Source organism: Paraburkholderia sp. CNPSo 3281 (assembly GCF_024206515.1).
GTDB classification, from domain to species: domain Bacteria; phylum Pseudomonadota; class Gammaproteobacteria; order Burkholderiales; family Burkholderiaceae; genus Paraburkholderia; species Paraburkholderia nodosa.
This window is the reverse complement of record NZ_JAMBPS010000010.1, coordinates 84,877-107,563: the sequence shown is the minus strand read 5'-3', so window position 1 is coordinate 107,563 and position 22,687 is coordinate 84,877. Positions and strand designations below refer to the sequence as shown.

At 62.7% G+C, this 22,687-nt stretch carries 29 protein-coding genes, 2 pseudogenes and 1 riboswitch; of the genes and pseudogenes, 17 read left to right on the top strand and 14 right to left on the bottom strand.

Features of this window, described 5'->3' with window-relative positions; all coding sequences use genetic code 11:
* Positions 1 to 11: 11 nt before the first annotated feature.
* Complete coding sequence (locus M3I56_RS13795; protein WP_254354420.1) at positions 12 to 1,016, top strand: substrate-binding domain-containing protein; 1,005 nt, start codon at positions 12 to 14, stop codon at positions 1,014 to 1,016.
* Between the two features lie 85 nt (positions 1,017 to 1,101).
* On the opposite strand, the gene M3I56_RS13790 is transcribed toward M3I56_RS13795, so the two are convergent.
* The 7 genes from M3I56_RS13790 to M3I56_RS41630 form a co-directional block, all read right to left on the bottom strand.
* A complete protein-coding gene (locus tag M3I56_RS13790) occupies positions 1,102 to 1,677 on the bottom strand; it encodes an AraC family transcriptional regulator (RefSeq protein WP_254354419.1) in 576 nt (191 codons plus the stop codon).
* A 16-nt stretch (positions 1,678 to 1,693) separates the two neighbouring features.
* Entirely contained in the window at positions 1,694 to 2,032 is a 339-nt protein-coding gene (locus M3I56_RS13785; RefSeq protein WP_254354418.1) for a cupin domain-containing protein, read from the bottom strand.
* The gene (locus tag M3I56_RS13780) at positions 1,998 to 2,297 is read right to left on the bottom strand and encodes a hypothetical protein (protein WP_254354417.1); all 300 of its coding nucleotides are present in this window, start codon (positions 2,295 to 2,297) and stop codon (positions 1,998 to 2,000) included. Before M3I56_RS13780 ends, M3I56_RS13785 begins: the two co-directional genes overlap by 35 nt.
* Before the next feature lie 20 nt (positions 2,298 to 2,317).
* The gene (locus tag M3I56_RS13775; protein WP_254354416.1) at positions 2,318 to 2,572 is read right to left on the bottom strand and encodes a hypothetical protein; all 255 of its coding nucleotides are present in this window, start codon (positions 2,570 to 2,572) and stop codon (positions 2,318 to 2,320) included.
* A gap of 111 nt (positions 2,573 to 2,683) precedes the next feature.
* The gene (gene groL / locus M3I56_RS13770) at positions 2,684 to 4,306 is read right to left on the bottom strand and encodes a chaperonin GroEL (RefSeq protein WP_254354415.1); all 1,623 of its coding nucleotides are present in this window, start codon (positions 4,304 to 4,306) and stop codon (positions 2,684 to 2,686) included.
* 75 nt (positions 4,307 to 4,381) lie between these two features.
* Positions 4,382 to 4,699 carry a co-chaperone GroES gene (gene groES, locus M3I56_RS13765; RefSeq protein WP_254354414.1) on the bottom strand — a complete coding sequence of 106 codons (318 nt, stop codon included), beginning with the start codon at positions 4,697 to 4,699 and terminating at the stop codon, positions 4,382 to 4,384.
* A gap of 169 nt (positions 4,700 to 4,868) precedes the next feature.
* Positions 4,869 to 5,111, bottom strand: coding sequence for a hypothetical protein (locus M3I56_RS41630; RefSeq protein WP_375541723.1), 243 nt, complete (start codon positions 5,109 to 5,111; stop codon positions 4,869 to 4,871).
* A gap of 198 nt (positions 5,112 to 5,309) precedes the next feature.
* Between M3I56_RS41630 and M3I56_RS13755 the strand changes: the two genes are divergently transcribed.
* The 4 genes from M3I56_RS13755 to M3I56_RS13740 all read left to right on the top strand — a co-directional run bounded on the left by M3I56_RS13755 (position 5,310) and on the right by M3I56_RS13740 (position 6,955).
* Positions 5,310 to 5,750 carry an Hsp20/alpha crystallin family protein gene (locus M3I56_RS13755; RefSeq protein WP_254354413.1) on the top strand — a complete coding sequence of 147 codons (441 nt, stop codon included), beginning with the start codon at positions 5,310 to 5,312 and terminating at the stop codon, positions 5,748 to 5,750.
* A 32-nt stretch (positions 5,751 to 5,782) separates the two neighbouring features.
* Positions 5,783 to 6,196 (top strand): Hsp20/alpha crystallin family protein, encoded by a 414-nt coding sequence (locus M3I56_RS13750; protein ID WP_254354412.1) that lies wholly within the window; start codon positions 5,783 to 5,785, stop codon positions 6,194 to 6,196.
* A 182-nt stretch (positions 6,197 to 6,378) separates the two neighbouring features.
* Positions 6,379 to 6,555, top strand: a complete 177-nt coding sequence (locus tag M3I56_RS13745; protein ID WP_254354411.1) for a hypothetical protein — start codon at positions 6,379 to 6,381, stop codon at positions 6,553 to 6,555.
* A gap of 103 nt (positions 6,556 to 6,658) precedes the next feature.
* Positions 6,659 to 6,955, top strand: coding sequence for a hypothetical protein (locus M3I56_RS13740; RefSeq protein ID WP_254354410.1), 297 nt, complete (start codon positions 6,659 to 6,661; stop codon positions 6,953 to 6,955).
* A gap of 406 nt (positions 6,956 to 7,361) precedes the next feature.
* Here M3I56_RS13740 and M3I56_RS13735 read toward each other — a convergent pair whose 3' ends face one another.
* On the bottom strand, positions 7,362 to 7,562 hold the full coding sequence (locus M3I56_RS13735) for a CsbD family protein (RefSeq protein ID WP_254354409.1): 201 nt from the start codon (positions 7,560 to 7,562) through the stop codon (positions 7,362 to 7,364).
* A gap of 372 nt (positions 7,563 to 7,934) precedes the next feature.
* On the opposite strand from M3I56_RS13735, the gene M3I56_RS13730 reads away from it, so the two are divergent.
* The 3 genes and pseudogenes from M3I56_RS13730 (at position 7,935) to M3I56_RS13720 (ending at position 9,459) form a co-directional block, all read left to right on the top strand.
* On the top strand, positions 7,935 to 8,435 hold the full coding sequence (locus M3I56_RS13730) for a ferritin-like domain-containing protein (protein WP_254354408.1): 501 nt from the start codon (positions 7,935 to 7,937) through the stop codon (positions 8,433 to 8,435).
* 75 nt (positions 8,436 to 8,510) lie between these two features.
* Positions 8,511 to 8,976, top strand: a pseudogene (locus M3I56_RS13725) (manganese catalase family protein); the annotation flags it as partial.
* A 312-nt stretch (positions 8,977 to 9,288) separates the two neighbouring features.
* Positions 9,289 to 9,459, top strand: coding sequence for a hypothetical protein (locus tag M3I56_RS13720; protein ID WP_254354407.1), 171 nt, complete (start codon positions 9,289 to 9,291; stop codon positions 9,457 to 9,459).
* Positions 9,460 to 9,806: 347 nt separating this feature from the next.
* Here the strand turns inward: M3I56_RS13720 and M3I56_RS13715 are convergent, their stop codons facing one another.
* Positions 9,807 to 10,265 (bottom strand): PleD family two-component system response regulator, encoded by a 459-nt coding sequence (locus M3I56_RS13715; protein WP_254354406.1) that lies wholly within the window; start codon positions 10,263 to 10,265, stop codon positions 9,807 to 9,809.
* Between the two features lie 649 nt (positions 10,266 to 10,914).
* On the opposite strand from M3I56_RS13715, the pseudogene M3I56_RS13710 reads away from it, so the two are divergent.
* The 6 genes and pseudogenes from M3I56_RS13710 to M3I56_RS13685 all read left to right on the top strand — a co-directional run.
* Positions 10,915 to 11,343, top strand: a pseudogene (locus M3I56_RS13710) (DNA topoisomerase IB); the annotation flags it as partial.
* A 308-nt stretch (positions 11,344 to 11,651) separates the two neighbouring features.
* Positions 11,652 to 11,813 (top strand): DUF1328 domain-containing protein, encoded by a 162-nt coding sequence (locus M3I56_RS13705; RefSeq protein ID WP_254354405.1) that lies wholly within the window; start codon positions 11,652 to 11,654, stop codon positions 11,811 to 11,813.
* 321 nt (positions 11,814 to 12,134) lie between these two features.
* Positions 12,135 to 12,398, top strand: coding sequence for a DUF883 C-terminal domain-containing protein (locus tag M3I56_RS13700; RefSeq protein WP_254354404.1), 264 nt, complete (start codon positions 12,135 to 12,137; stop codon positions 12,396 to 12,398).
* Positions 12,399 to 12,451: 53 nt separating this feature from the next.
* A complete protein-coding gene (locus M3I56_RS13695) occupies positions 12,452 to 12,826 on the top strand; it encodes a phage holin family protein (protein WP_254354403.1) in 375 nt (124 codons plus the stop codon).
* Positions 12,823 to 13,134, top strand: coding sequence for a hypothetical protein (locus M3I56_RS13690; RefSeq protein ID WP_254354402.1), 312 nt, complete (start codon positions 12,823 to 12,825; stop codon positions 13,132 to 13,134). Before M3I56_RS13695 ends, M3I56_RS13690 begins: the two co-directional genes overlap by 4 nt.
* 145 nt (positions 13,135 to 13,279) lie before the next feature.
* Entirely contained in the window at positions 13,280 to 13,753 is a 474-nt protein-coding gene (locus M3I56_RS13685) for a PRC-barrel domain-containing protein (RefSeq protein WP_254354401.1), read from the top strand.
* 284 nt (positions 13,754 to 14,037) lie between these two features.
* Here the strand turns inward: M3I56_RS13685 and M3I56_RS13680 are convergent, their stop codons facing one another.
* The 5 genes from M3I56_RS13680 to M3I56_RS13660 form a co-directional block, all read right to left on the bottom strand.
* Entirely contained in the window at positions 14,038 to 14,511 is a 474-nt protein-coding gene (locus M3I56_RS13680; protein WP_254354400.1) for an SET domain-containing protein, read from the bottom strand.
* A gap of 124 nt (positions 14,512 to 14,635) precedes the next feature.
* Positions 14,636 to 14,896 carry a hypothetical protein gene (locus tag M3I56_RS13675; RefSeq protein WP_309249154.1) on the bottom strand — a complete coding sequence of 87 codons (261 nt, stop codon included), beginning with the start codon at positions 14,894 to 14,896 and terminating at the stop codon, positions 14,636 to 14,638.
* 73 nt (positions 14,897 to 14,969) lie between these two features.
* Complete coding sequence (locus M3I56_RS13670; protein ID WP_254354399.1) at positions 14,970 to 16,499, bottom strand: CYTH and CHAD domain-containing protein; 1,530 nt, start codon at positions 16,497 to 16,499, stop codon at positions 14,970 to 14,972.
* Between the two features lie 423 nt (positions 16,500 to 16,922).
* Positions 16,923 to 17,423, bottom strand: coding sequence for a DUF421 domain-containing protein (locus M3I56_RS13665; protein WP_254354398.1), 501 nt, complete (start codon positions 17,421 to 17,423; stop codon positions 16,923 to 16,925).
* A gap of 461 nt (positions 17,424 to 17,884) precedes the next feature.
* The gene (locus M3I56_RS13660) at positions 17,885 to 18,868 is read right to left on the bottom strand and encodes a hypothetical protein (RefSeq protein ID WP_254354397.1); all 984 of its coding nucleotides are present in this window, start codon (positions 18,866 to 18,868) and stop codon (positions 17,885 to 17,887) included.
* Positions 18,869 to 19,047: 179 nt separating this feature from the next.
* Between M3I56_RS13660 and M3I56_RS13655 the strand changes: the two genes are divergently transcribed.
* The 3 genes from M3I56_RS13655 to M3I56_RS13645 all read left to right on the top strand — a co-directional run bounded on the left by M3I56_RS13655 (position 19,048) and on the right by M3I56_RS13645 (position 22,685).
* Positions 19,048 to 19,602: a phosphoglycerate mutase family protein gene (locus M3I56_RS13655; protein WP_254354396.1), complete on the top strand. Its 555-nt coding sequence runs from the start codon at positions 19,048 to 19,050 to the stop codon at positions 19,600 to 19,602.
* Between the two features lie 397 nt (positions 19,603 to 19,999).
* Entirely contained in the window at positions 20,000 to 20,911 is a 912-nt protein-coding gene (locus tag M3I56_RS13650; protein ID WP_254354395.1) for a YihY/virulence factor BrkB family protein, read from the top strand.
* 545 nt (positions 20,912 to 21,456) lie between these two features.
* A riboswitch (guanidine-I (ykkC/yxkD leader) is annotated at positions 21,457 to 21,556 on the top strand.
* Between the two features lie 58 nt (positions 21,557 to 21,614).
* The gene (locus tag M3I56_RS13645) at positions 21,615 to 22,685 is read left to right on the top strand and encodes a putative urea ABC transporter substrate-binding protein (protein WP_254354394.1); all 1,071 of its coding nucleotides are present in this window, start codon (positions 21,615 to 21,617) and stop codon (positions 22,683 to 22,685) included.
* Positions 22,686 to 22,687: the final 2 nt, after the last annotated feature.

The following is a 22,687-nucleotide window of genomic DNA, read 5'->3' as shown; positions in this document are numbered from 1 at the left end:
TAGGAGCGGAAATGAACAAGATCATGACTGGGTTCCTCCTGGGGGCGGGCGTGCTTGCGTTCGGCCTCTCGCCGAACGCTGGTGCCACCGATCCGACCACGTCAGGCCAGCTCGGCGCCGGTATGACGATGTATATGCAGATGGGCGGAAACCCCGGCGATGGCGCGACGCTGCCACGTCAGACCGGGGCGGCGGATGCGGGACATGCCTTCGGCATCAAGGTGATCGAGCAATTCTCGGCCTGGAGCCCGGAGACGATGCTTGCGCAGTTTCGCCAGGCGATGGCGGCAAAGCCGACGTGTATCGGCATCATGGGCCACCCGGGCGATCCGGCCTTCGCCCCACTGATCAAGCAGGCGGTGGACCAGGGCATCATCGTGACCGTCGGCAACACGCCGCTACCCGACAACCAGAAGCTCTACGACGCGAAGGGCTTCGGCTACGCCGGCGTCGAACTCTACGTAGGCGGCCAGATCACCGCGCAGGCCATGCTCAACGCCGGGCTCAAGAAGGGCGACGAGGCGCTCGAATATGGTGTTTTCAACGAGAGCGTGCGCAGCCAGTCCGACCGCGGTCTTGCCGAGACGCTGGAAAAGGCCGGCGTGAAGGTGACCCGGCTCAATATCTCGCCCCAGGTGGATTCCGATTCATCGCTGGCCGTGCCGATCCTGGTCGCCTTTATTCAGGCGCACCCTGATCTGAAGGCGATTGGCACCCAGCACGGCGGCGTGACCGGGTTCATTCCGCAGGCGCTCCAGCAGGCCGGCAAGAAGCCGGGGCAAATCATCGTGGGCGGTATCGATCTGGCGCCCGCCACGATTTCCGGTCTGCAGAGCAAATACCTTACCGCGACGCTCGACCAGCAACTCTATCTGCAGGGCTTTCTGCCGGTCACGCAGTGCGTGCTCTCGGCGGCTTATCACTTCGCGGGACTGACCATCAACACCGGCGCAGGCGTCCAGACACCCGCGACGATCGACTCGCTCATTCCGCTGATCAAGCGCGGGATCCGCTAAGGACGAATGATGCGAAATGGAATGGCCCGGGTGCCGTCGTCACATCGAACCGATCTGGCGCAGGTATCCCGGCCTTCCGCGCGTGTCAGGCTGTATTGACGTGAACGCGCAAGTGCAGCCGCCGGAATGCATTCGGCGTCATGCCTTTACTCTTCTTGAACAGCCTCCGGAAATAGCCGCTGTCTTCGAATCCGCATTCGTAGGCGACCTGCGCGATCGTCAACCGGTCTTCGGCAAGTACGATGGCGGCGTGCAGCATACGACGTTCATGGACGGCGTCGGTCAGCGTGCGGCCATAGACGGCGCGATAAACCCGTCCTGGATAGTCCGCGTTGCAGCCGAGGTGCGCCGCAATCGACGACGCGCTGATCGGCTCGTGAAAGTGCGTGCGAATCCACCGCTCGGCACTTGCCGCCAATTGCTGCGGCGCGCCGTCGACAGCGGTGGCCGCCACGCGCGAGCGCTTCAGTTCCCAGAGCATCTGCACGATCGTGAGGCTGTCCGGCAATGGCTGGACGCCGTAGATTTGCTGGTCGTTCAGGAGACGCTGGAACATGCCCGATAAATGATCGGGCCGCTCGACCCGCGCGTGCTGCGGAATCTCGAGCCACTCACGGCATGCGGAAGCGGAAAGCGGCGTTTCGGGCAACGTGAAATGCACCCAGTAAAACTTGAGATCAGGGGCAAACGGCGACGTGCCGCCGGCCCGGCCAGAGCAATAACGTTTCCCCCGCATTCACCTCGAAATGTTTGCCGTCCTCGTGCAGTTCGAGGCAGCCCTGCCGGACATAGATCAACTCGTATGACTGGATGCGCCGCGACGGATGCACGCCCACGCCGCGCGATACGAACAGGCCGCCATTGCTGGCTTCGACAGGCGGCGACCAGGCCAGGCGGAGTGCTGGATCTGTTTCGCCGCGACCCACGCACAGGCCGATGATGGCATTTCCTTCTGGGTGCGCGCGTCGGATGCGGCGTTCGTCACACCGCTCGTCGCCACATGGAATCAAGGTCATCCCACCAGAACTCCTGGTGGCGGGCGCCCACACGGTGGGCTGCCTCGCAACGGTGAAGATGACTGGCGAGCCAGCACTGGCATCCATCGAAGAAGACCTTCATCGGCGGTCGCGCTGCACGCATGGACCCGCAGCGGACGGCGCGCATCGCCTGGCGCAGCGCGGAATCGTCGATGGCCTGGGCGGCGCGAATCTCATCACCAACAGAGAGTTGCAGGAACGTGAGGAAGTCGCGCCCGAGTATCCCGGGGGGAAGCTTCGCCACTGACCGCACAGGCGCAAGGGTCACTGGTCAGCCATGAGATGGCGGATTACGAGCGCCGGGTCGGCGATGTCCAGGATCAGCCGGCGCAGGATGCGTCGGCGCATGTGTTCCTCGTCCAGAATCCAGGGCTCGCCCTTCTCGCTCAGATAGCGCGCGAGGACGTCCCGGTTGTCCTCGCCTGCTGGCAGGCCGAGCCGTACGGCCAGCAGTCCCGCCACGACGTCATCGAGCTCGATGTCGAGCGGTCTTGAATCAATGCGAAGTTCGAGTTTCATGGCAGTCCCAGGTAAAAAGCGGCACCGCCCCCGCGAAGACAGAAAGAGCGGGGCCGAAGGAAACGCAGCGCCCGGGCCAGGTGAGCGGTGCACACAGCAAGACCGATGCGGTCAGTATTCCAGTTCCGGCGCGCTCGCCTGCACTGGCTTTTCGTCCTTCGGTGCGTCGGCGATCGTCGCGTCCGTCGTCAGGATCAGCCCGGCAATCGACGCCGCATTCTGTAGTGCGGTGCGCGTGACCTTGGTCGGATCGACCACGCCCGCTTCGACGAGATCACCGTACTCACCGGTAGCGGCGTTGTAGCCAAAATTGCACTTGCCTGCGAGCACCTTCGCGATGACCACAGAAGGCTCGTCACCGGCGTTCGCGGCGATGACACGCAGCGGCGACTCGAGCGCGCGCTGCACGATGCGGATGCCCGCGTCCTGATCGCCGTTCACGCCCTTAAGAGTGGACACCGCCTCGCGCGCGCGCAGCAGCGCTACCCCGCCGCCAGGTACGATCCCTTCCTCGACTGCCGCACGCGTGGCATGCAGTGCATCGTCGACGCGGTCCTTTTTCTCCTTCATCTCGACTTCAGTCGCTGCACCGACCCTGATGACGGCCACGCCTCCCGCAAGCTTCGCCAGACGCTCCTGGAGCTTCTCGCGATCGTAGTCGCTCGTCGTGTCCTCGATCTGCCTGCGAATCGACCATACGCGCTCCTGGATGCGCTTCTCCTCACCCGCGCCGTCGATGATGATCGTCTCGTCCTTGCGGACTTCAACACGTTTCGCACGTCCGAGATCTTCCAGCGCGGCCTTCTGCAGTTGCTTGCCGGTTTCCCCGGAGATCACGGTCGCGCCAGTGAGGATCGCGATATCCTCGAGCATGGCCTTGCGGCGATCACCGAACCCTGGCGCCTTGACGGCCGCGACCTTCAGGATGCCTCGCATCGCGTTGACCACGAGCGTGGCCAGTGCTTCACCATCGATGTCTTCCGCGACGATCAGCAGGGGCTTGCCGGCCTTTGAGGTCGCTTCGAGAACCGGCAGCAGATCCCGGATATTCGAGATCTTTTTGTCGTGCAGCAGGATCAGTGCATCGTCGAGGTGCGCGGCCTGCTTTTCCGGATCGTTGATGAAGTAGGGGCTCACGTAACCACGGTCGAACTGCATCCCTTCGACCACATCGAGCTCGTTCTCGAGCGACTTGCCGTCTTCAACGGTGATTACGCCTTCCTTGCCGACGCGCTCCATCGCGTCGGCGATGATTTTCCCGATCGATTCGTCGGAATTTGCCGAGATCGATCCGACCTGGGCGATTTCGCGGTTGGTGGAAATCGGCCTGGAGAGCTTGCGCAACTCGTCGAGCACGGCGGCCACGGCCCTGTCGATACCGCGTTTGAGGTCCATCGGATTCATGCCCGCCGCGACGTGCTTCATGCCCTCCTGCACGATCGCCTGCGCGAGCACGGTGGCCGTGGTGGTGCCATCGCCGGCCACATCGGCGGTCTTCGACGCGACCTGCTTGACTACCTGCGCGCCCATGTTCTCGAAGCGGTCCTTCAGTTCGATTTCCTTTGCGACCGACACACCATCCTTGGTGATGGTCGGCGCGCCGAAGCCGCGTTCGATCAGCACATTGCGGCCTTTGGGCCCAAGCGTGACCTTGACGGCATCGGCGAGCACGTTCACGCCGTTGACGATACGGGCGCGGGCGCTGTCGTGGAACTTGACGTCTTTTGCACTCATGTTGTTGCTCCGGGTAAAGTCGTTGACTCGACACGTCGCGAACGACCGGGCGGGTGTCCGCGACCGGTCGGATGATCAGGCGGCCTTGCGGGCGGCGCCGGCGTCAGCCTCGAGGACGCCCATGACGTCTTCCTCGCGCATGACGAGGAGTTCCTCGCCATCGACCTTGACGGTCTGGCCTGCGTATTTGCCGAAGAGCACCTGGTCACCGACTTTCAGCTGGAGCGCGCGCAGCGTTCCATCCTGCAGCGGCCGGCCGCTGCCGACCGCAACGACTTCGCCCTGTTCTGGTTTTTCTGCCGCTGAATCGGGAATCACGATGCCCGAGGCCGTCGTCCGCTGCGTTTCGATTCGCTTGACGATAACCCGGTCGTAGAGGGGACGAATCTGCATTTCCATCTCCTGCGCGATTAAAGGATCACCAATAAGGGAATCCGGCTGCGGGTAACGGGGCGCGTGATTTGCCTCCGTGCAGCCGAGCCAATGTCTGGCGGAAAGCGAAATAGGGGCGCCCCTTGGGCGCTTCAAGGGATGCGAAAATGCCTCTTTGTAACAAATTGTTTCAGTGCGGCAGCAGGATGCGATGGACCGCCCCAAGGCGATAAACCGTGCGGCTGCGGCGATGCGGGCTGCAGGGCGCAGGCGGGACGGGGCGGAGGACGAGCGGTGTCGCGCGCCGGAATGCGTGCCAGTGGAGTATCGCGAGAACCGGCGTATTCACCTGCGCAGCCGCCGTGAGCGTGACGACAAAGAGCGGCAGGCGCGCGCTGTCGATCCGTTCCTGAAGCGTATCGAAAAGAACCATAAGACTCCCCGAAAGACATGTTGCAGGGCCCCTTGAAATTTCCGTTCCTTGCGCTATTTTATCCATCGCTCAGGCAGTCGCGATTAGCGCTGCGTGTTTCGATTTGTTTGTCGGCGGGGCTATCCCACGGGCAGGCGGACTGGAGCGCGTGGTCCGGTTCGAAGCTTCGTGAGAGGCCCCGGTTTCAAGGAGCCAGTCATGAGCGATCTCTTTTTCAGCACCGATCTGCTGGGCGAATTCGACCGCCTGCAACGGCAGATGGCCAGCGTCTTCGCGGGACTTCCCGCGAGCCTGCGCGCCATGCGCAGTGAAACCTTTCCTTCCATCAACATAGGCAGTACTGACGACAGCGTTGAGATCGTCGCGTTCGCGCCGGGTCTGCATCCGGCTTCGATCGATGTCTCGATCGACAAGGGACTGCTGACGATCAGTGGCGAACGCAGGCCCCCGGAGACCGAAGTCGGGGACGAGGCGCGCGTCTATGCCAGGGAGCGTTTCATGGGCGCGTTCCGGCGGGTGATCGAGCTGCCCCAGCACGCGGATCCTGACAAGGTCAACGCGCGCTACGTGAACGGTTGCCTGACGGTCAGCGTCGGACGTTCTGAGGCCTCGAAGCCACGTGCCATCACTGTCCAGTAAGCCACCCGATACACAGAATCACGGAGGACATCATGAACGACAGCACTGAACTGGCCACCCGTCGTGCGGGAACGGAGGTTGCCTCGCGGGAGGGTGCCGAAGCAGCGAAGCAGCTCACCCGGATCGCGCCTGCAGTTGACGTATTCGAGGACAGCCGCGGCATCACGCTGTATGCCGACCTGCCAGGCGTGCCGCGCGAAAAGCTCGACGTGCGTGTGCAGGACGGCAGTCTGAACATCGAGGCGGAGGCGGTGATTCCTACGCCATCCGGGCTGCGCCTGCAGCACGCTGAAGTGCGCCATCCGCACTTCTGGCGCGCCTTCACGCTCAGCCCGGACTTCGACGTGTCGCGCATCGACGCGCAGCTGCGCGATGGTGTCCTGAAGCTCACCATTCCCCGCCGGGAGGAGGCGAAGCCGCGGCGCATCGAGGTGAGCGTTGGCTAGACGTATGCGCACGAACGGCTCAAGCCATGCAGCGCAGGCCGCCGGGCCTGCGCTGCCTCACGGGCCACGTGGAGGCACCCATGGACAACACAGCAAGCAAAAGCTGGAAGGGTTTCACGATCGAGACCCGCGCATTTCCCGTAAGGCACTGCGCGCTGCCAGGGAGCGTCCCGGACAGTTACATGGCCCTGGTCCGCATCCGGCGCGGCGAGCACATGATCACGAAGTGGCACCTGCCGCGTTACGCCCAGCACTGGGCAAGCGCGGACGAGGCGCACCGGCAAACGACGGAATATGCGATACGCGCCATCAATTCGGGCTGTCTCGCAGGCACGGTATCGCCGGGGCTGGTCGCATGAAGGTGCGTCGCTGCGTCGCGACGCGGCCCGAATGCGCTGTGCACCATGTGTCGTTTTTCTTCACCGCGCCCCTGCTTTAGTTTGAGGTCTTCAGGAGACGGAAATGCTCAGTCCACACGAATTTGCAACCCTGATGCTGGTCCGCCAGGCGCCGGACCAGCTCGACATGAACCGCGCCGAGCTCGACGCGCTGCTGGAGCGCCAGCTGGTCATGCTCGAACATTGTGCTGCCGGCGCACGACGCGCGTATCTGACCGGCAAAGGAGAGACGCTCCTCCAGTCGCTTCACCCTGAGGGCTCGCCGCGCCGAAGGCCAAAGGCCGATACAGGCGGGGCTGACGAATCGCAGGCGCCGCCTCCGCGATCAGGCGAGCGCACGACGGATATCGCGGTGCGATAGCGCAGCTGCCCGAACGTGCCCGTCCGCTCGTCGCGGAGTTCAACCGGATATTCGAGCGCCATCCCGGGAGCGGATGCCGAAGCCCGATGCCTGCTCTACTGACGCGATCTGTTTTCTTCATGAGTTGCGGGGCTTGCGTCAAGGTGTCCTGATGACGCGCAGGTCCTGAGCGGTACGCACGCAAAACGTATTCTTGATCCCAGCGGGCGATCTTCGCGAGGGCGGAACGACGATGCGCGTCGATGTGATCCGGTCCAAAAGTCGGCCATGCAGTATGCTGGATAACCGCGCTTCGCCGTCCCGGCGCGGTGCTTCGCCTCACAAGGCTGGGATGGGCCTCCAGCTTGAGTTGCACGAAGGCGTGCGGGCAGTTTGCGCCACCCGCACGCGCGATGCCACGCTCGCCTTACTCGCGGTCCTCCTCGAGGTCATCGGCGGCATCCTTCGCGGCGTCCTTCAGGTCGCCTGCCTTCTTTTGTGCTTCACCCGCTCCCTGCTGGACATCGCCCTTGAGTTCCTGGGACTTGTTTCCGGTCACTTTTCCAGCGACTTCATTTGCCTTGCCTTTGAGCTCTTCAGCTTCGCCTTTCACGTGGTCCTTGTTCATGACACCTCTCCCAATATGTTCGCGCCGGACGCGCGCATCCCTTCCGCAACGGCCGTGCCTGAATGCAGCTTTAGAAGAGGGAATCAGTCAGTCGGACCTCGCTCCGGTGCGTTCGTGTCAGGAGGCATAACGCTTGCGGGTGTTCCCACCCCCATCGGTCCTCCTTTGAGCCTCCGGAGCCATGCGATGAAAGGACACTCCCAGCCTGGTCCCGCGCGCAGTTGCAAAAGCCTTCGCTTCTACTGAGCCGTTGCATCGGAAGTCCACCCTTTGGACCGGGACATCGCCAACTATCCGCATCCGTTATGTCACCGGGTGTCGCCGCAGGAATGACCGTTGCGGAGGACGCCTCACCCTACCACGGAGGTGATCATGAGCCAGAGAAAGACGTTGGATGACCTGTTCGTCCACATGCTGTCGGACATTTACAGCGCGGAAAAGCAGCTGACCCGCGCCCTCGCGAAGCTGTCGCGCACCGTGACCGACCCGCAGCTTTCGGAGGCGTTCAAGACGCACCTGGAAGAGACGCACGGTCAGATCGAGCGCATCGACAAGGCGGTCGAAGTCACGGGATTCCGCCTGAAGCGCATGAAGTGCGTCGCGATGGAAGGTCTCATCGAGGAAGCGGACGAACTGATCGAGGAAATCGAAAAGGGCCCGGTGCTCGATGCGGGTCTCATTGCGGCCGCACAGAAGGTGGAGCACTACGAGATAGCGGCGTACGGCAGCCTCTGTGCACTCGGCAAGCTGCTCGGCCACGGCGCGGCGGTGAAGCTGCTCAAGGAAACGCTTGAGGAGGAAAAGGCTACCGATCTGAAGCTGTCGAAGTTCGCCGAGTCGGCAGGCGGCGCAAAGGCTTCCGGAAAGCAATAAGCCACGCGACAGGGACTTCCGGACGGCCGGCTATCCGGTCGTTAGTAATCCACGGTAAAAGCCCTGGAGATTCGCATGTTCATGCACAACAGAAAGCCGCAGTACACCGTGCGCGTTGACGTGGCCAACGCCGGTCTCGCCAATCTGCTTCTGGAGCAGTTCGGCGGCCCTCAGGAAGAACTTGCCGCCGCGATGCCGTATTTCACCCAGGCGGTTTCCGAAGAGGATCCCGGCCGCAAGGACATGCTGTTTGACAGAACTCAACCGAAAGCTCAACGGCGCCGGTAACGACAGCCACGTCACTCCGGTCCTGTTCGGGGGCGGCCCCGCGCTGGTCAACTCGGCCGGCGTGCCGTGGAGCGCGGGCTACATCGACACGATCGGTGAGCCGACAGCTGACCTGCACTCGAACATCGCCGCCGAGGCACGGGCAAAGATCGTCTATGAGCGGCTGACCAATGTCACGGACGATCCGGGTATCCGCGATGCCCTGGGTTTCCTGATGACACGCGAGGTCTCCCGCCAGAAGTCATTCGAAGAGCTGCGTGTAAAGCTGAGGGAATGAAAATGATTAGCGATCCATCACATCTTTGCGCGTCCTGCAGTCTTCTGCTGAGCCATCCCGATTTCGACGTGACACACCCTCTACGCGATGTCGGCGAACCGGCATATCTCGGCAGCGTACGCATCCAGCACTACCACTGCCCGGGCTGCGGAGCTGAATGGTGCTGTTCCCGTTGTACTTTCCAGAACAAGGACGTTCATTGGACACTTCGCTGACGTAGGGACCGGCAAGCCCCAATCGTCGACTGGCGAGAAGCCACCTGACTGGAATGCTGCGCCGCCGTCCCCGATGCTCCGCAAAGCGGATCGGGTCTACGAATTCAAAACGCTGTACTGGAACGTGAACACCGTTTCCAGTTACCTGAGGAGCAACGCGCGCACGCTGTCCAACAACGTCCGTCCCCGCAAGGGCATGCCGACCATCAGCCGGCTGCCGCATGACCAGAAGAAGGAATCCTGAAGAAATAACTCGCCCCCCGGTTTTTGCGCGCTTCCGTTTACGCCGGCACTGCACTTGTTTCGATTTCGCCGGCCTGCAACCCCTTGCCAGTATCGACCGTCCTTGCGCAAGAGTGAGGCGCACGTCGGCAAGACTAAAGTCACGACGCTTAATCACGGCCATCACCCCATCGGTCTGGCCGGGCGTAACGCTCTCTTCGTCTGCCAACCTTGCTTCGATGATTATTCGCATGGTTCGCTCACACCCTTTCAAGACCGGGTCAGCCGACTCCACACGAGACCGGTGGTGCTGCCACAAGCGCATGCGGCGCTCACTGCGGAGGTCCCAGCTTTTGAACGCGCTCCCCGCTACGGTCCGCAGGCAGTATTCACGGGCGCCCACCTCGCCGGCGCCAGGTGTTGGAATCTTTCCCCCATGTGCCAGGAAGGAGAGCGGGACTCGGCGCTGGTCAGACGCGCCGCGACATACGCATCCACGGCCTCGAGCAGCTCGCTCACCTGCACTGGCTTTCGCAGGAACCGGGACCAGCACCGGGGGCACCAGTCGGGCTCCGGAACCGCAGAAAGCAGCACGATGGGCAATTGCGCGAAGGCGGGATGGGCCCGCACCATCTGGCACAGCTCGATGCCGTCGATGTCCGGCATCTGATAGTCGGTAATGAGACACTGAACGACTTCCCGGCGCATGAAAGCGATGGCAGTGTGTGCGCCAGCCAGAACGGTCACCCGGTGACCATCTTCCTCCAGCGCAAGCGCAAGTGGCCAGACGTTCTCGGGGTCGTCGTCGACGAGCAGCACGTTGGCCATGGGCACTCCCTCGGATTCATGCTCGACCACTATTCGGGCGGCAGCGAGTGCTGGTGAAGTGCTGCCGCTGTTTCGCTTCTCGCAACGGGCGTGCCGTGAGGAGGGCGCACTGTTCCGGAAATGCGGATGGTTTTTATGCGCGGGAAGAATGCCAGCGCGAACGTTGCCCCGACGATTGCCTGCTCTTCGGGCATCGCCTGGCGATCCGGAACAATCGGGTTTCAAACGCGCCGTATGAGGTTGTCGGGCGTGCCGCCGACGGGTGCGCCTTAATGCCAAGGATGCGCGATTGCGCGCCGCCGGGTGTGGTGAGATGGGCGACCGGTGCCCCGCCCTGAGGTCTCCCTTCGGCACCGGCCAGCTCGCTTCCGCCGCAGTCGACCGCCCCAGGGGAGCCGGGGCACGGGCGTTGCTAGGGCCTTGACGACGTTCCTGAGCAAAGGTTGAGGCGAGGCGGTCATGGCAGCCAAAAAAAGAGACGGGTGCAAAAGCTGGCCCCGCCGGCAGGGGTGGTGGCAGAATCGACGCGCCGTCGGAGACCGGTCAGGCGTGCCGCGAGGGCCTGCCGCCCGGCCTGCGCTACATGGACGACTGCGTCGCGGCTACACCCGGCGATGGTGCGACGACGGAGGGCAAGCGCATCGAGGTCGAGGCCGAGATTAGCCGCATAGTGAAGCACTGCATGGATCTGCCCGGCCAGGATCTTTTCCAGTATCTCGATGCGGATGGCACGCGTCATTCGGTCAGTTCGTCGGATATCAACGACTATCTGCGCGAGGTAACGGGCGCCGATTTCACCGCGAAGGACTATCGCACCTGGGCGGGCAGCGTGTTCGCCCTGGCCGCGCTTCGAAAACCCACATGGGAGACGGTCACGGAAGCGCGCGGCCACGTCGTTGCGACGATCAGGGAAGTCGCGCAGCTGTTACGCAACACGCCTGCAGTCTGTCGCAAATGCTATGTACATCCGGCCGTGATCGAGGCGTTCGAGTGCGGTGCGCTCGCGCAATTCATTGTCGCCGCTCGCCGTCGCGGACTAAAGACGGACGAGGCGGCGCTCTTGATCTTTCTTGAGAAGCCGTGCCGGGGGGCGCAGATTGACGACCCTACTGATGGTGGACGATGACCCGAGGTAGGGCATCGGGCAACGGGCATCGAGCATCAAACCTTTGTGTCCGGGCGACCTGGACTTCGAGTGCGTCTTCCCCGCGAGCCGTTCTCGCTTGAACGGTTGCACGCCATATCGAGGCACCTGCGCATTCTTTTCAGGCTCGGCCAGGCACACGGACGCAAGGCACGCGGGTTGCTGCTACCTCGTAGCGCGGACACTCTTCCGGCTCTTCAGGATCGCGTAACGGGAGAGAGTGCAAAAAGAGGAGAGTTACCATGCTTTACTATGCGGTCGTTTTCCTGGTGATAGCGATAGTCGCGGCATTTTTTGGTTTCGGGGGCATCGCGGTAGGTGCGGCGAGCATTGCCAAGATCCTCTTCGTAATCTTCCTCGTGTTGTTCCTCGTCAGTTTGCTATACGGCTACAGGCGGCGTTGAATGGCCGTTGGCGTCCTGGATGGCCCGGGCCGCCGACGCTTTTCCGTATCGTGCGGAAGCAGGCGGCCGGTGCGCGGGCCGAAATCGACTCATCAGTGCGACGTCGCTGCATCGCACGGCCGCCGGTGCCGGGCCAAAAATGGGCGGGGTTGCCGAAGCACCAGGATCTGCCGTGCGGTTTTTCGGGCCGGTCGCACGGCATTTGTAGTAGCCGCGGAAAATCCGTTCGGGGGCCTGGTCCGGCAGGAATGGGCACTCGTCGAATAGCGGATTTGCGCGGGTTTTCGCGCATTGCGTAGGCAGACTGACTGGGAGACAGACATGAGCATGGGATCAACGAAGACCGACAGCGCGGTCAGCGAACTCGCAGCCAACGCGCAGGAGGCGGTCGGCGAAATGCTCGGCGACGCCAGTATGCGGCTGTCGGGCAACGCAAGGGCGCTATGCGGTAAGTCAAAACAGCTTGCGACCGACGCGGCGGTTGTGACGCGCGAGGCGATTGCGGACAACCCACTGGCGACGCTGGGCATCGCCGTGGGCATCGGCTTCGCGCTCGGCGCGTTGTGGGCCGCGAATCGCGAATAAGCGGCGCCGGACCCGACGGGCGTTTTGAGCACACCGCATGGGCGAGGTGGGCCATGACAATTCACGCGAAGCTCGACCGCTGGCGCAACGTATTGCGGTTCCTCGCCGTCCGTACGACGGACTACGGGCAACTACTGTCGCTCGAACTGTCCGAGGCCCGCGCGTACGTGACGCGCGAGATCCTCGCGCTCGTGGCTCTCGCGGTCAGTGGGCTATTTGCGCTTTCATTCTTCTGTATCGCGCTGATCGCATCCGCCTGGAATACGCGCTATTTTCTCGCTGTCGTATGGAGCATAGCGGTGCTCTGGTTAGTCGCTTCGATCACGGCATTGCTGGTTTTCCGCGCGCAAAGGCCAGTACGGTCATTTGCAGTGCTCAAGGGCGAGCTGCGGGCGGATCTGGAAACGCTCAAGGAGGCACTTAAATGAGTCGTCGCGCCCGTTTGAACCGGCGGACATCCGAAGCCGTCCTGCTCAGCGACATGGAGCTGACCCGCTCGCGTTTGCTGGCGGCCAATATTGCCTCGCGGGGCGCCGAGTACGCTCCTGCCCGCGCGAAATCGCTTAGCCTGGCGAACCTTGGTCGCGCGTTGTCGGCCGCGCCTTACGTCACCGTGCTCGGATCCATCTTGTTAGGCTCACTGCTGATTGGTCCGAGGCGCGTGGTGCCCATCGTGTTGCGCACAGGTCTGACTGGCTGGATTGCGCGCAACATCCGCATGCTTTTCACACGTTGACTGGAACGTCTCAAGGTGTGGATGCTCCGACGGGGTCAACCAGAAGGGGCCAAGTTCTCCAGACAAGACATGCCGATCGTTTCCCGGCGTGGCACACCGCATGCGCTAGAAGTCATCGCAACTCTTAACCGAAAGGAGCGCAGCCATGACTATTCTTCATCCCCAATCAGGAGCCACCGGTGCACAGATCGTCGGCGGGGGCACCGGCGAAGGTCCAGGCCCGGAGATCATGGCCGCGGCCACGCTCGACGGCAACAAGGTGATTTCCGCTGACGGCGAACATGTCGGCAAGATTTCCGACATCATGCTCGACGTACGTAGTGGCCGCGTCGCGTACGCAGTTCTGGCCGAGGGCGGATTTCTCGGCATGGGCAACACCCTTCACGCGATCCCCTGGAACGCATTGACGTTGGACACCAACGAGGAGTGCTTTCGTGTCGACATTCCGGCCCAACGTATCAAGGACGATCCCGGCTTCGATAAGGATCACTGGCCATCAATGGCGGATTCGACGTGGGGCACGCAGTTGCATGACTACTACAACCGCCGTCCGTACTGGCTGGCGACCGGAGAGCTTCCGGGACGTGATCCCGGAGTGAACAATCCGGTGGACGTCTGAAGGCAGCCGGGTTTTTATGGAGTTCGTGGCCTTCTGTAAAACATTATCCTGTGCGGCCACTTGGGCATCGGCTTCCATCGGTCGATGCCCCATTATTCCACCATGGCTCCCATTCGAGCGGTTCCGTGCCGTCCGCGCTGTTCACGCAGCGACCGCGCACGCCGGTTAAACTCACGAAGATCTGGGGGGTAACGTGCAGCGCTCGACGTGAACCCGGTGCGCCGCCGTGGGGCGCCTTCGCGCGCGCCCGCGGAGCCAAGGCCAGGGCGTCTGGATGTGCAGCCTCATATGCGGTGGCGGGTACGGTCGGAGCGGCGTACCTGGATCGGACCGAGCATGGTCCCGCGACAACGTCGGCTGCCGCAACGACAGGTGTACTCACGGGTCGCATCGTCGTGCGCTTTCGGCGGGATCTCAAGCGCGTAGTCGATGAAGAGTTCCTCGCCGGGCTGGATGTCCCGGAGCGCGTCGATATAGACGCGGCCTGATTTCTCGATCGCCTCGCAGTTCGCCATACACGCATGGTTGAGCCACCTCGCGCCGTTTCCTCCACGGCCCCCATCAATCACGCGCCCATCCGACAATCCGAAGAGAAAAGTGTGTCCGGCGTCGGTGCGCTGCGCACAGGCGCGGGTCGCTTCGCGCCAGGTGGTGACAAGCCCTTTGTATTCGAAGATGCGTTCGCCGGCGGAAAGTGCCTGCAGGGCGAAGACACCCTTTCCGTGGATGGGAGACTGCCGTACGGAGACGCGTTTCATGCAGGGAAGATTTGAAGGAGAGAGGTCCGGAGTATAGCCGCAGAAAGGGCGCCCAACATGTGGCAGCGGGCCGTTACGGGCGAGCTGGTCATGAGCAGGCGCATATGGTCCCCAGCCACTCATTTCATCCTGGCAAACGCGTCACCGATCTGCTGTGCAGTTCGGCGTCGTCGGTGTGCAGATGGTTCGAGAGGGTCGGGACAGCAGCGTATCGCAGGTTGTCGCCGACGGTGGCGAGTTCCGCACTGCCGCCGAGCGCGTGCGTGGCATGCGTGTGGCGCATCCTGTGCAGGCTCGCGCGCCGCGGCTTTTCTGCAAGAGGTGCATGATCGGCCTCGATGGCCTGGGCGGCCAGCAGGAAGGAGCGCCGCAGCACGCACCGCAAGCGCGCGCTGCTGGTCGGCGGCGGCGTTGCCCCGTACGCATCGTCGTCTTCGCATTCGGTCCGTAAGAGGTGCTCAGTGCGGCGCGGAAAGCCGTCTGAAACGCTTCCATAGCTTCGTCATTTTCCGATGATCGGCCGCGACGCGCGAAGCGAGATAGCCTCGAGCGAAGGCGGCGCCGCGAGCCGCTTCCGGGAACGTGTTCGGCAACGTTTGAAGGAACCGCTCAGCGACGACGGCGTCATTGCGCCATCCGAGGTCATCCTGAAGCGCCGTCAGCGCATCGACGTAGCGCCGCACAGCGCGTTTCGGGCATAACGACGCAAAGAACTCCGTCGCATATCGAACCTTCTTCGCCGCGATGCGCGCACGATGTCGAAGATGATCGTCGAGATCGGCAAGCCGCTTGCCGCGCTTGATCAACTTGCGGTGCCGATTGCGCAGGACTTTTACAGCGAACTGCGAAACGGGTTTTTCGATCTCCGCGCGCGCTTCGTCGGTCATGGTGTTGCGCCACTTTTTTGTGTCCAGCCATAACGTCAGCTCCAGAGCCAGTCGGGTATAGCGCACCGATTCGATTGCGGCTGCGGCGCGCTGCCGGTTTTCGCTAGCGAGCTGACGGCATGCCTGCCGCACAGACTTCACTTCGTCTGCGTGTGCGTCCGCTCCGGCCCGGTCGAGCGTGGTTCCCGCCAGCACTTCCCAATCGCGCGCGGAGCCCAGCTCCGATGCGACCCAACGGAGTTCGCCGTCGAGACCCTCGTATGCGGGTATCACTTTGCCGAACAGGCCGAGCGCCGAGCGCAATCTCCGGAGCCCCACCCGCATCTGGTGGACACACGCTGGATCGTGAGCCGAGACGACGCCGCGCTCGTTGGCGTGCACCTGGTCGAGGCAGTTGTGCGCGATCGTACGGAACGCTTCCTCGATAGAGTCGTTCTTCCCGAGCTGCACAGGCCGGGCTTTTATGCAATCAGCGTGCTCCGCGACAAGTAGCCCATAACCTACATCGGCCTTGCTGCGACGGTCGATGCGAAGCGGCGCCGTCTGCAGGAGTTCGAGCGCAAGGGCATAGAGTCCCTGCGGCTTGCCACGCTTGAGTTCGAGTTCGACGGCGGCAATGGGGGCGGAACCTGTGCGAGCGTCAATGGTTCCCTCGTCCAGCGCAACTTCGATTTCGTTCCCTGCCGACGTACGCAGCGCGATCGTTGACCGGTTGATCCGTGTGACGAAGATCGGCGCGAGGTTGGCCGCAACGGCTTCATCTCGAACGAGCTGGCCGCAATCCGTAGCGGCGGACAGCACATCGTGCAACAGCGTCAGGTCGGGCGTGTCCCGGTCGATGGGTGTCTCGAACTCGTCCCTGTCGAACATTCCGGCCTGAGCCGAGCCGCCAAACTTCAGTGTCTGGATTCGCTGCTGTCCGACGCCACGCACTCGAAGCGACGCTCCGCACTGGTGAAAGGCCAGTTCCGGAGTATCGAAGTAGGTACTGGATAGCAACTTCGCCGGACTGCCTCCGCGCTTGCCGTGGGTGAGCAATGGCGCCCGGCGCAGTTTGGCGAGATCCCTGGAGGTAATCCTCAGTTTGAGTTCCCGTTCCATCACGTCTCCCTTTCCAGGCTGCGCTCTGATGGCACATTTGCAGCAAGTCTCAGTCCGGCTCCGTGCTCAAACGGGTACTGCCAGGACGCGCAATACGCCAGGCGCAACGGATAGCGCGCCTTAGCCGCCCGCTGGACCGTTCGGTCAAACCGCTACATTTCAGCTTGGGGCGTCGATGCCGCGAATAGACGGCAAATGGGGCCGTTTCCGCAAGGACGGCGCCAAACGCCAGATCATTCGACGCTGGCCGTCAACCGCGTCGCGCCATCGCGGTACCCGGTAAGCGCGTCGGCGCTGGCACGCAGGAATACTGTGTTGCCGTTATTTTTCACGGGCAGCAAGCCCTCGAATCGCTCTCGGACGCGTCGGCTGCGGGTGCCACGAGAACCCCTGGCGTGGCGCGATAGCGGCGGTGTTTCGGGGCTACGGGCTAGCAGAACGCCTGCGAATCAGGCTGATTTCTCCGTTACGCTCGAGGATGGCTGCCTCGACGTCTTCTAGTTGCGTCGCATGGAGTTCCTGTCGGACCGTCTCGAGTACATCCGTGCGCGTAATGAGGGCAGCGGACATCTGGGCGCGGTTGAACGTGCCGTCGCGGTAGACCTCCCTCTCGACACCGACCACCAGCGTTTCCAGCCATCGGTATCGAACGCACAGCCATGCGAGCGCCCGATGCATGAGCACGAGGACCAGCGACGCCACAAACGTTGCTACCGCGGGCGAGGCGCCGACAATGAAGCGGCTTAGTGTCGCGCCGAGCAGGATCGCGACCACATAATCAAAAGGCGAACGCTGGCCAAACGACCGTCTGCCAGATATGCGGATGAGTGCAAGTGTGCAAACGAACGCAAGAGCTGCGCGCAATGCCATCTGCAGCGAATCGAGTTCCTTTCCGGCGCCGAACAGCGCAACGAGAATGTCCATGATTCTCTCCCTGCTTACCCTTCGAATGGCTCCCTTGCTTTGCGCGCTCGGCGTCGGCCTTGAGGAACGGCGTGATCGCGAAGGCAAGTGTGTTGGCTCGGCATAGTTGGGCATATGCGGGCTGCCCTCGATCGTCATGAGCGCGCCGTGGGGCAGCCGCTGCGCGGTTTCTTCGGCCGATGCGAGCGGCGCAGCGGGGTGCTCGCGCCACTGCTGCGAGCGTGGAGCGGCGATGCACGGCCTCCTGGGCGGCGACATGCGCCCGCCCCGGACTTCTGCAGTGAGCAGACACGCAAATGCGAGTGGCAGCCGCCATGTCCGGGTACAGGGGTGCGTGTGCAGGTCAATGCCATAGGAGCGCGATAAGGATGATGATCGGAATTGGAACGCCGAGCAGAAAAAGAAGAATTGAGCGCATGTTTGCCTCCTCTCAGATCGAAAGTAGTGGGATTGCCGAGTCGTCAAAATTCGCGCATCCTGCCGCCGATCGTCGCCATGAGGCTGGCGGAGAAGGCCCCCATGAGCAGCGAAATGAACAGCCACAGCGTGACGCGGACGGTGGCCCTGCGGAGCGTTTCTACGGCTGCGCGCGCGGCGTTCTCCTCGGCATTGACCTTTTCCTGCAGGCGCGACCAGGTGGTCCTGACACGTGCGCGGGCATATGCCGGTGCGAGCCCGGTTTTCTCGGCCACGATGTGCGCTACGTACTCGGTGTCCTCAGCTGAAAGCGCCCCGCCCGCAGGCAGACTGTTGAGGAAAATTCGCGCGATCTCCTGCTTCTGTTGCGCGGTCTCGAAGACCTGTTCGGCATGAATAGTATTCGGCGAACTCGAAGCACCCGAGGCACCCGACGCACCCCACGCATCGGATGCGGCGGCGCCCGCGACCGGACGCAGCATGCCGTCGATCAGATAGCCGATGGGCCAGGTGCCATATGCGGCAGGGGCGTTGCCGCGATTGAGGGCGACGGCTCCGCTCGCGACGTGCGATGCGTTCTCTGCGCCTGCACTCACGCCCTCTCGGGCCAGCCCGGACATGGCCGCGCTGAACAAGATGGCGGATAGGAGCGTGGCGAGCGCCCAGGCGAGAAAGCCATGTACGGTGTCGCGGAAGTGGGTCTCGTCTGTACCAATACCGGGCCAGTGCCGACGCAAGCGCCCCGTGAGATAGCCGCCGAGACCGGCAGACATCACCTGCGTCACGCAAATCCAGATGACGGCCGCCACGCCGAACGTCTTTGCGTGCGCGCCGCTTCCAGGCCAGGGCGAGAGCGACGAAAGCCCGAGGCCCGTGCCGAGCATGAGAAGGATGAGGGCGAAGGCCGCCATGCCCATGGCGCCCGCCACGACAGCGCTCCAGGAAACGGCGGAGCGTGGGCGTCCATAGGGTGGCTCGGCGGCGCGCGCTGCTGCGACGTTACTCCCCAGTCGATCGATTTCATCCATGGCTAACCCTCGTTTTGGTGGTGAGCCTGCATACGAAGCCACGCAGCGGCAGGCGGGTCAAAAGCGAAACAGCACAAAACGTGCCGCACGGGCGAACGCCCGGGGACCGCGGGAGGAGGGCAACCGTGGGAACAATATTGGCGAAGTGCTAATACCCGCCGACTGCCTGGAGGACCGAGATGGGACCGCATCGCATTCTTTTCATTCGGCACGCGGAGAAGCCAGGCGCCGCGCTGGGCGGCGGCGTGGACGCCAATGGCCAGCCCGACGAAGACAGCCTTGCAGTGCGAGGCTGGCAGCGTGCCGGCGCGCTCGCGCGAATGTTTTTGGGGTCCGGGCACGAGCGCAACGGGCGGTTGCGGCCCGCGGCGGTGTTCGCCACGGGCATTGGGCCAGGCAGCAAGAGCAAACGCTCGATGCAGACGGTCGAGCCGCTCGTCATGCTGCTGCGCGAGAGCGCTCGCGTGAAGTACGAAACGGCGCATTCGAAAGACGATGGGGTGGCGCTCATGGCCGAGGTGCTCGTGCAAACAGGTGTCGTCCTCATTGCGTGGGAACACAAGGTCTTGCCGTCGCTGATTGCACACGTGCCGGGTACGCCCGCCGTACCACCGGTCTGGCCCGACGACCGGTTCGACATGATGTGGGTGCTCGAGCGCGTGGCGCACGGATGGGCGTTCGAGCAACAGCCTCAGCTGCTGCTCGCGGGCGACTGCGCGTGGCCAATCGTATGATCGCGTTTCACCGTATCTACAACCTGCGTTGCACAGGCAGGTCCGCTGTTTGCTGCCAGGGAGGAGTCAGGCCCGCGCACCGTTAAGTACCGATTTCTGCGCGCCGATGTTCGCTGACAGGTCGGAGTTCAATGTGGACGAAGGTGAAGGTTTTTATGCACCGGGGCGGGACGACGACGCGAGAAGGGCAGTTCGTACGCGAGGCAAAGCCCTTTCCATCGCACTCGATATGCAGGGCCGGGGGCGCCGCAATTGGCTTCGCGCAGGGCGGATCAGTACGCTGTGTGCTTCAGGACGTCACCTGCACAATGAGCCCAGGCGGCGCGGCCTTGGGCGCGCGCCTCGCGCCGGGCGCAGGCGAACGCTGCTCGGAGCGGACGAAACAGGATAGCTTCACGTGAGCAACACCGATCATCCACGCGGACAGGCGCTGCGCTTTGTTACCCGGCATCCCCTCCGGTTCGTCTTCCAGGTGTGCACGGCGTTCCGCAGGAACCAGGGGTTGCTGCTGGCAGGGGCGATCGCGTACTACGCGTTGCTGTCTATCGTGCCGCTCCTGATACTCGTCGCGATCGCGTTCAGTCATTTCGTTGGAGAGCAGTTGCTGCTCGATACCCTTGCCCGTTTGCTCGAATGGCTCGTACCGGGGCAGTCGAAAGCGATTGTGGCGGAGCTTGCCAGCTTTCTCGCACATCGCTCCGTGATTGGCTGGTTTCTCGTTGTCACGATGATCTTTTTCAGCTCGCTTGCGTTCACGGTGCTTGAGAACGCGCTTTCGATCATTTTCGTACATCGGGTTGCGATCAGGCGCAGACACTTTCTGCTGTCGGCAATCGTGCCTTATCTGTTCAGCCTGTCTCTCGGGATCGGCGTGCTGGTGGTGACGCTCGTCTCCAGCGGCCTGCATGCCGTAGCAAGCGACAGCATCGTGCTGTTCGGTCATGCGGTGTCGTTGACGGGCGCGACCCGGGTTGTGCTGTATCTGTGCGGTTTCGCGGGAGAGATTCTGGTATTGACAGCGATTTACCTGGTGATACCGGCGGGGCGCACGACGCTGCGTCATGCGTTCGTCGGCGCGGTCACCGCCGGCGTGCTGTGGGAGATCACGCGACGCGTGCTGGTGTGGTATTTCGCGACGCTTTCCGAGGTGAGCGTCGTCTACGGAACGCTGACGACGGCGATCGTCGTGCTTTTCAGCCTCGAAACTCTCGCGACCCTGATGCTGTTCGGTGCGCAACTCATTGCGGAGTACGAGCGCCTCGATACAGGTAATGGTGAGCCGGCATCGCAGCCGGTGGTGACCGGCTGACCACTGGAGGCAGCCGGCCGCAAGGCTGGGTTGTTCCCTTGCATGCGCGCGCACTTCTCGAAGGGGCGCTCATGTACAGGGAAGGCGAGCCGGAACTGCCAGGCGCTCCACGTCCAGGAATCACGTTGACCGTCGGACAAGGGCGACGATCTGTGCTTCCGGTTGCTGATGGCATCGATGAGAACGCGGCGGACAATTGAGTTGCCGGAGTTTTGCAGATAGCGGAACTCCCAACAATCGTGGTCTGGCTCACGAGAAGGGTAGCGTCGAGTCGTCACATCGCTATCTCAAGGAATCCGTCGAGGAGGCATTGGATATCCAGCCAGGCGGCGCGCGGCTATTCGTTGCCGATGTCGCATTTGTATCCGACCGTCGCAGCGCCCGAAACGGGTGCGCCATGATGCATGCCAGTGCACGTTGGTACCGGCGCAGGGCAGGGGAAATGCCTCACGCGCCACAAATGCCTGCCTTTTTTCATTGGCACGCTTCTCGCTTCAAGGAATGGGCAAGGAGCCGGCGCAGTATCCGGTTCGTCAGACAATCTGGAAATGGACAGCTAGGGTTCCGGCCTGCTTCTCGCAGGTGCTGGTCCGAGAGCTGTCGACCTCAGGCGAGGTTACACGGCGGGATAAAAGCCCGGGAGAGAACGCGATGTTTGCGCTGCTCCCTGCCGTTGCTAACCGTTCCCTTCGAGGTCAACCTCATGCGCAAGCTCGTTCGCTGTCTTGGCATCGCCGCCGTCTCCCTCGCCACCTTCGCTTCAAGTGCCGCGTTCGCCGCGGGCCGCAGCGACTTCAAGGTTTGCTGGACTATCTACGCCGGCTGGATGCCGTGGGGGCAAGCAAAAACCCAAGGCATCATCTCGAAGTGGGCCACGAAGTATGGCATCAAGATCGATGTCGTTCAGCTAAACGACTACGTTGAATCCATCAATCAGTACACGGCTGGCAAGTTCGACGGCTGCGCGATGACCAACATGGATGCGCTCACCATCCCGGCCTCGGGCGGCGTCGATTCGACTGCCCTGATCGTGAGCGACTACTCGAACGGCAACGACGGCGTGCTCATGAAGGGCAAGGGCAAGCAGATCGCCGACCTGAAGGGCCAGCAGATCAACCTCGTGCAGTTCTCGGTCTCTCACTACCTGCTCGCACGCGCTTTGGAAAGCGCGCATATGAGCGAGCGTGATCTCAAGGTTGTGAATACATCCGACGCGGATATCTCAGGCGCATTCGCGACCCCGACAGTTCACAACGCGGTGACATGGAATCCGATGCTCGCCGATCTGAAGGCGCAGCCGAACGTTACCGAAGTCTTCGATTCGAGCAAGATTCCCGGCGAAATCATGGACATGATGGTCGTCAACACGAAGACGCTGCAAGAGAACCCGGCACTCGGTAAGGCACTGACGGGCGCATGGTTCGAGATGGTTGCGCTGATGCACAGCAATTCGGCGGCCAGCACCAGCGCGCTCACGTCGATGGCGAAGGCCTCCGGTACCGACCTTGCGAACTTCAAGGGGCAGCTGTCGACCACCGCGCTCTTTTACACACCTCAGGCGGCAGTCGCTTTCGTCACGAGCCCGGACATGCCGAAGATCATGACGCGCGTGGCGAAGTTCTCCTTTGACCACGGTCTGCTCGGCCAGGATGCCAAGAGTGCGGATTCCATAGGCATGGCGTTCGACAAGAACCTGATCGTCGGCGACAAGAACAACGTCAAGCTGCGTTTCGACCCGAGCTACGTCGAGATGGCCGCTGCGGGCAAGCTCTGAGA

What these genes read in the sequence shown, in the direction of transcription:
- M3I56_RS13690 (WP_254354402.1), top strand. Translation starts at nt 12,823, where the DNA reads ATGAGTCGTCGCGCCCGTTTGAACCGGCGGACATCCGAAGCCGTCCTG.
- M3I56_RS13755 (WP_254354413.1), top strand. Translation starts at nt 5,310, where the DNA reads ATGAGCGATCTCTTTTTCAGCACCGATCTGCTGGGCGAATTCGACCGC.
- M3I56_RS13660 (WP_254354397.1), bottom strand. Translation starts at nt 18,868, where the DNA reads ATGGATGAAATCGATCGACTGGGGAGTAACGTCGCAGCAGCGCGCGCC.
- M3I56_RS13745 (WP_254354411.1), top strand. Translation starts at nt 6,379, where the DNA reads ATGGCCCTGGTCCGCATCCGGCGCGGCGAGCACATGATCACGAAGTGG.
- M3I56_RS13730 (WP_254354408.1), top strand. Translation starts at nt 7,935, where the DNA reads ATGAGCCAGAGAAAGACGTTGGATGACCTGTTCGTCCACATGCTGTCG.
- M3I56_RS13720 (WP_254354407.1), top strand. Translation starts at nt 9,289, where the DNA reads ATGCTCCGCAAAGCGGATCGGGTCTACGAATTCAAAACGCTGTACTGG.
- M3I56_RS13735 (WP_254354409.1), bottom strand. Translation starts at nt 7,562, where the DNA reads ATGAACAAGGACCACGTGAAAGGCGAAGCTGAAGAGCTCAAAGGCAAG.
- groL (WP_254354415.1), bottom strand. Translation starts at nt 4,306, where the DNA reads ATGAGTGCAAAAGACGTCAAGTTCCACGACAGCGCCCGCGCCCGTATC.
- M3I56_RS13695 (WP_254354403.1), top strand. Translation starts at nt 12,452, where the DNA reads ATGACAATTCACGCGAAGCTCGACCGCTGGCGCAACGTATTGCGGTTC.
- M3I56_RS13665 (WP_254354398.1), bottom strand. Translation starts at nt 17,423, where the DNA reads ATGGACATTCTCGTTGCGCTGTTCGGCGCCGGAAAGGAACTCGATTCG.
- M3I56_RS13785 (WP_254354418.1), bottom strand. Translation starts at nt 2,032, where the DNA reads ATGACCTTGATTCCATGTGGCGACGAGCGGTGTGACGAACGCCGCATC.
- M3I56_RS13740 (WP_254354410.1), top strand. Translation starts at nt 6,659, where the DNA reads ATGCTCAGTCCACACGAATTTGCAACCCTGATGCTGGTCCGCCAGGCG.
- M3I56_RS13705 (WP_254354405.1), top strand. Translation starts at nt 11,652, where the DNA reads ATGCTTTACTATGCGGTCGTTTTCCTGGTGATAGCGATAGTCGCGGCA.
- groES (WP_254354414.1), bottom strand. Translation starts at nt 4,699, where the DNA reads ATGCAGATTCGTCCCCTCTACGACCGGGTTATCGTCAAGCGAATCGAA.
- M3I56_RS13680 (WP_254354400.1), bottom strand. Translation starts at nt 14,511, where the DNA reads ATGAAACGCGTCTCCGTACGGCAGTCTCCCATCCACGGAAAGGGTGTC.
- M3I56_RS13670 (WP_254354399.1), bottom strand. Translation starts at nt 16,499, where the DNA reads ATGGAACGGGAACTCAAACTGAGGATTACCTCCAGGGATCTCGCCAAA.
- M3I56_RS13685 (WP_254354401.1), top strand. Translation starts at nt 13,280, where the DNA reads ATGACTATTCTTCATCCCCAATCAGGAGCCACCGGTGCACAGATCGTC.
- M3I56_RS13655 (WP_254354396.1), top strand. Translation starts at nt 19,048, where the DNA reads ATGGGACCGCATCGCATTCTTTTCATTCGGCACGCGGAGAAGCCAGGC.
- M3I56_RS13795 (WP_254354420.1), top strand. Translation starts at nt 12, where the DNA reads ATGAACAAGATCATGACTGGGTTCCTCCTGGGGGCGGGCGTGCTTGCG.
- M3I56_RS13715 (WP_254354406.1), bottom strand. Translation starts at nt 10,265, where the DNA reads ATGGCCAACGTGCTGCTCGTCGACGACGACCCCGAGAACGTCTGGCCA.
- M3I56_RS13645 (WP_254354394.1), top strand. Translation starts at nt 21,615, where the DNA reads ATGCGCAAGCTCGTTCGCTGTCTTGGCATCGCCGCCGTCTCCCTCGCC.
- M3I56_RS13775 (WP_254354416.1), bottom strand. Translation starts at nt 2,572, where the DNA reads ATGAAACTCGAACTTCGCATTGATTCAAGACCGCTCGACATCGAGCTC.
- M3I56_RS41630 (WP_375541723.1), bottom strand. Translation starts at nt 5,111, where the DNA reads ATGGTTCTTTTCGATACGCTTCAGGAACGGATCGACAGCGCGCGCCTG.
- M3I56_RS13750 (WP_254354412.1), top strand. Translation starts at nt 5,783, where the DNA reads ATGAACGACAGCACTGAACTGGCCACCCGTCGTGCGGGAACGGAGGTT.
- M3I56_RS13700 (WP_254354404.1), top strand. Translation starts at nt 12,135, where the DNA reads ATGAGCATGGGATCAACGAAGACCGACAGCGCGGTCAGCGAACTCGCA.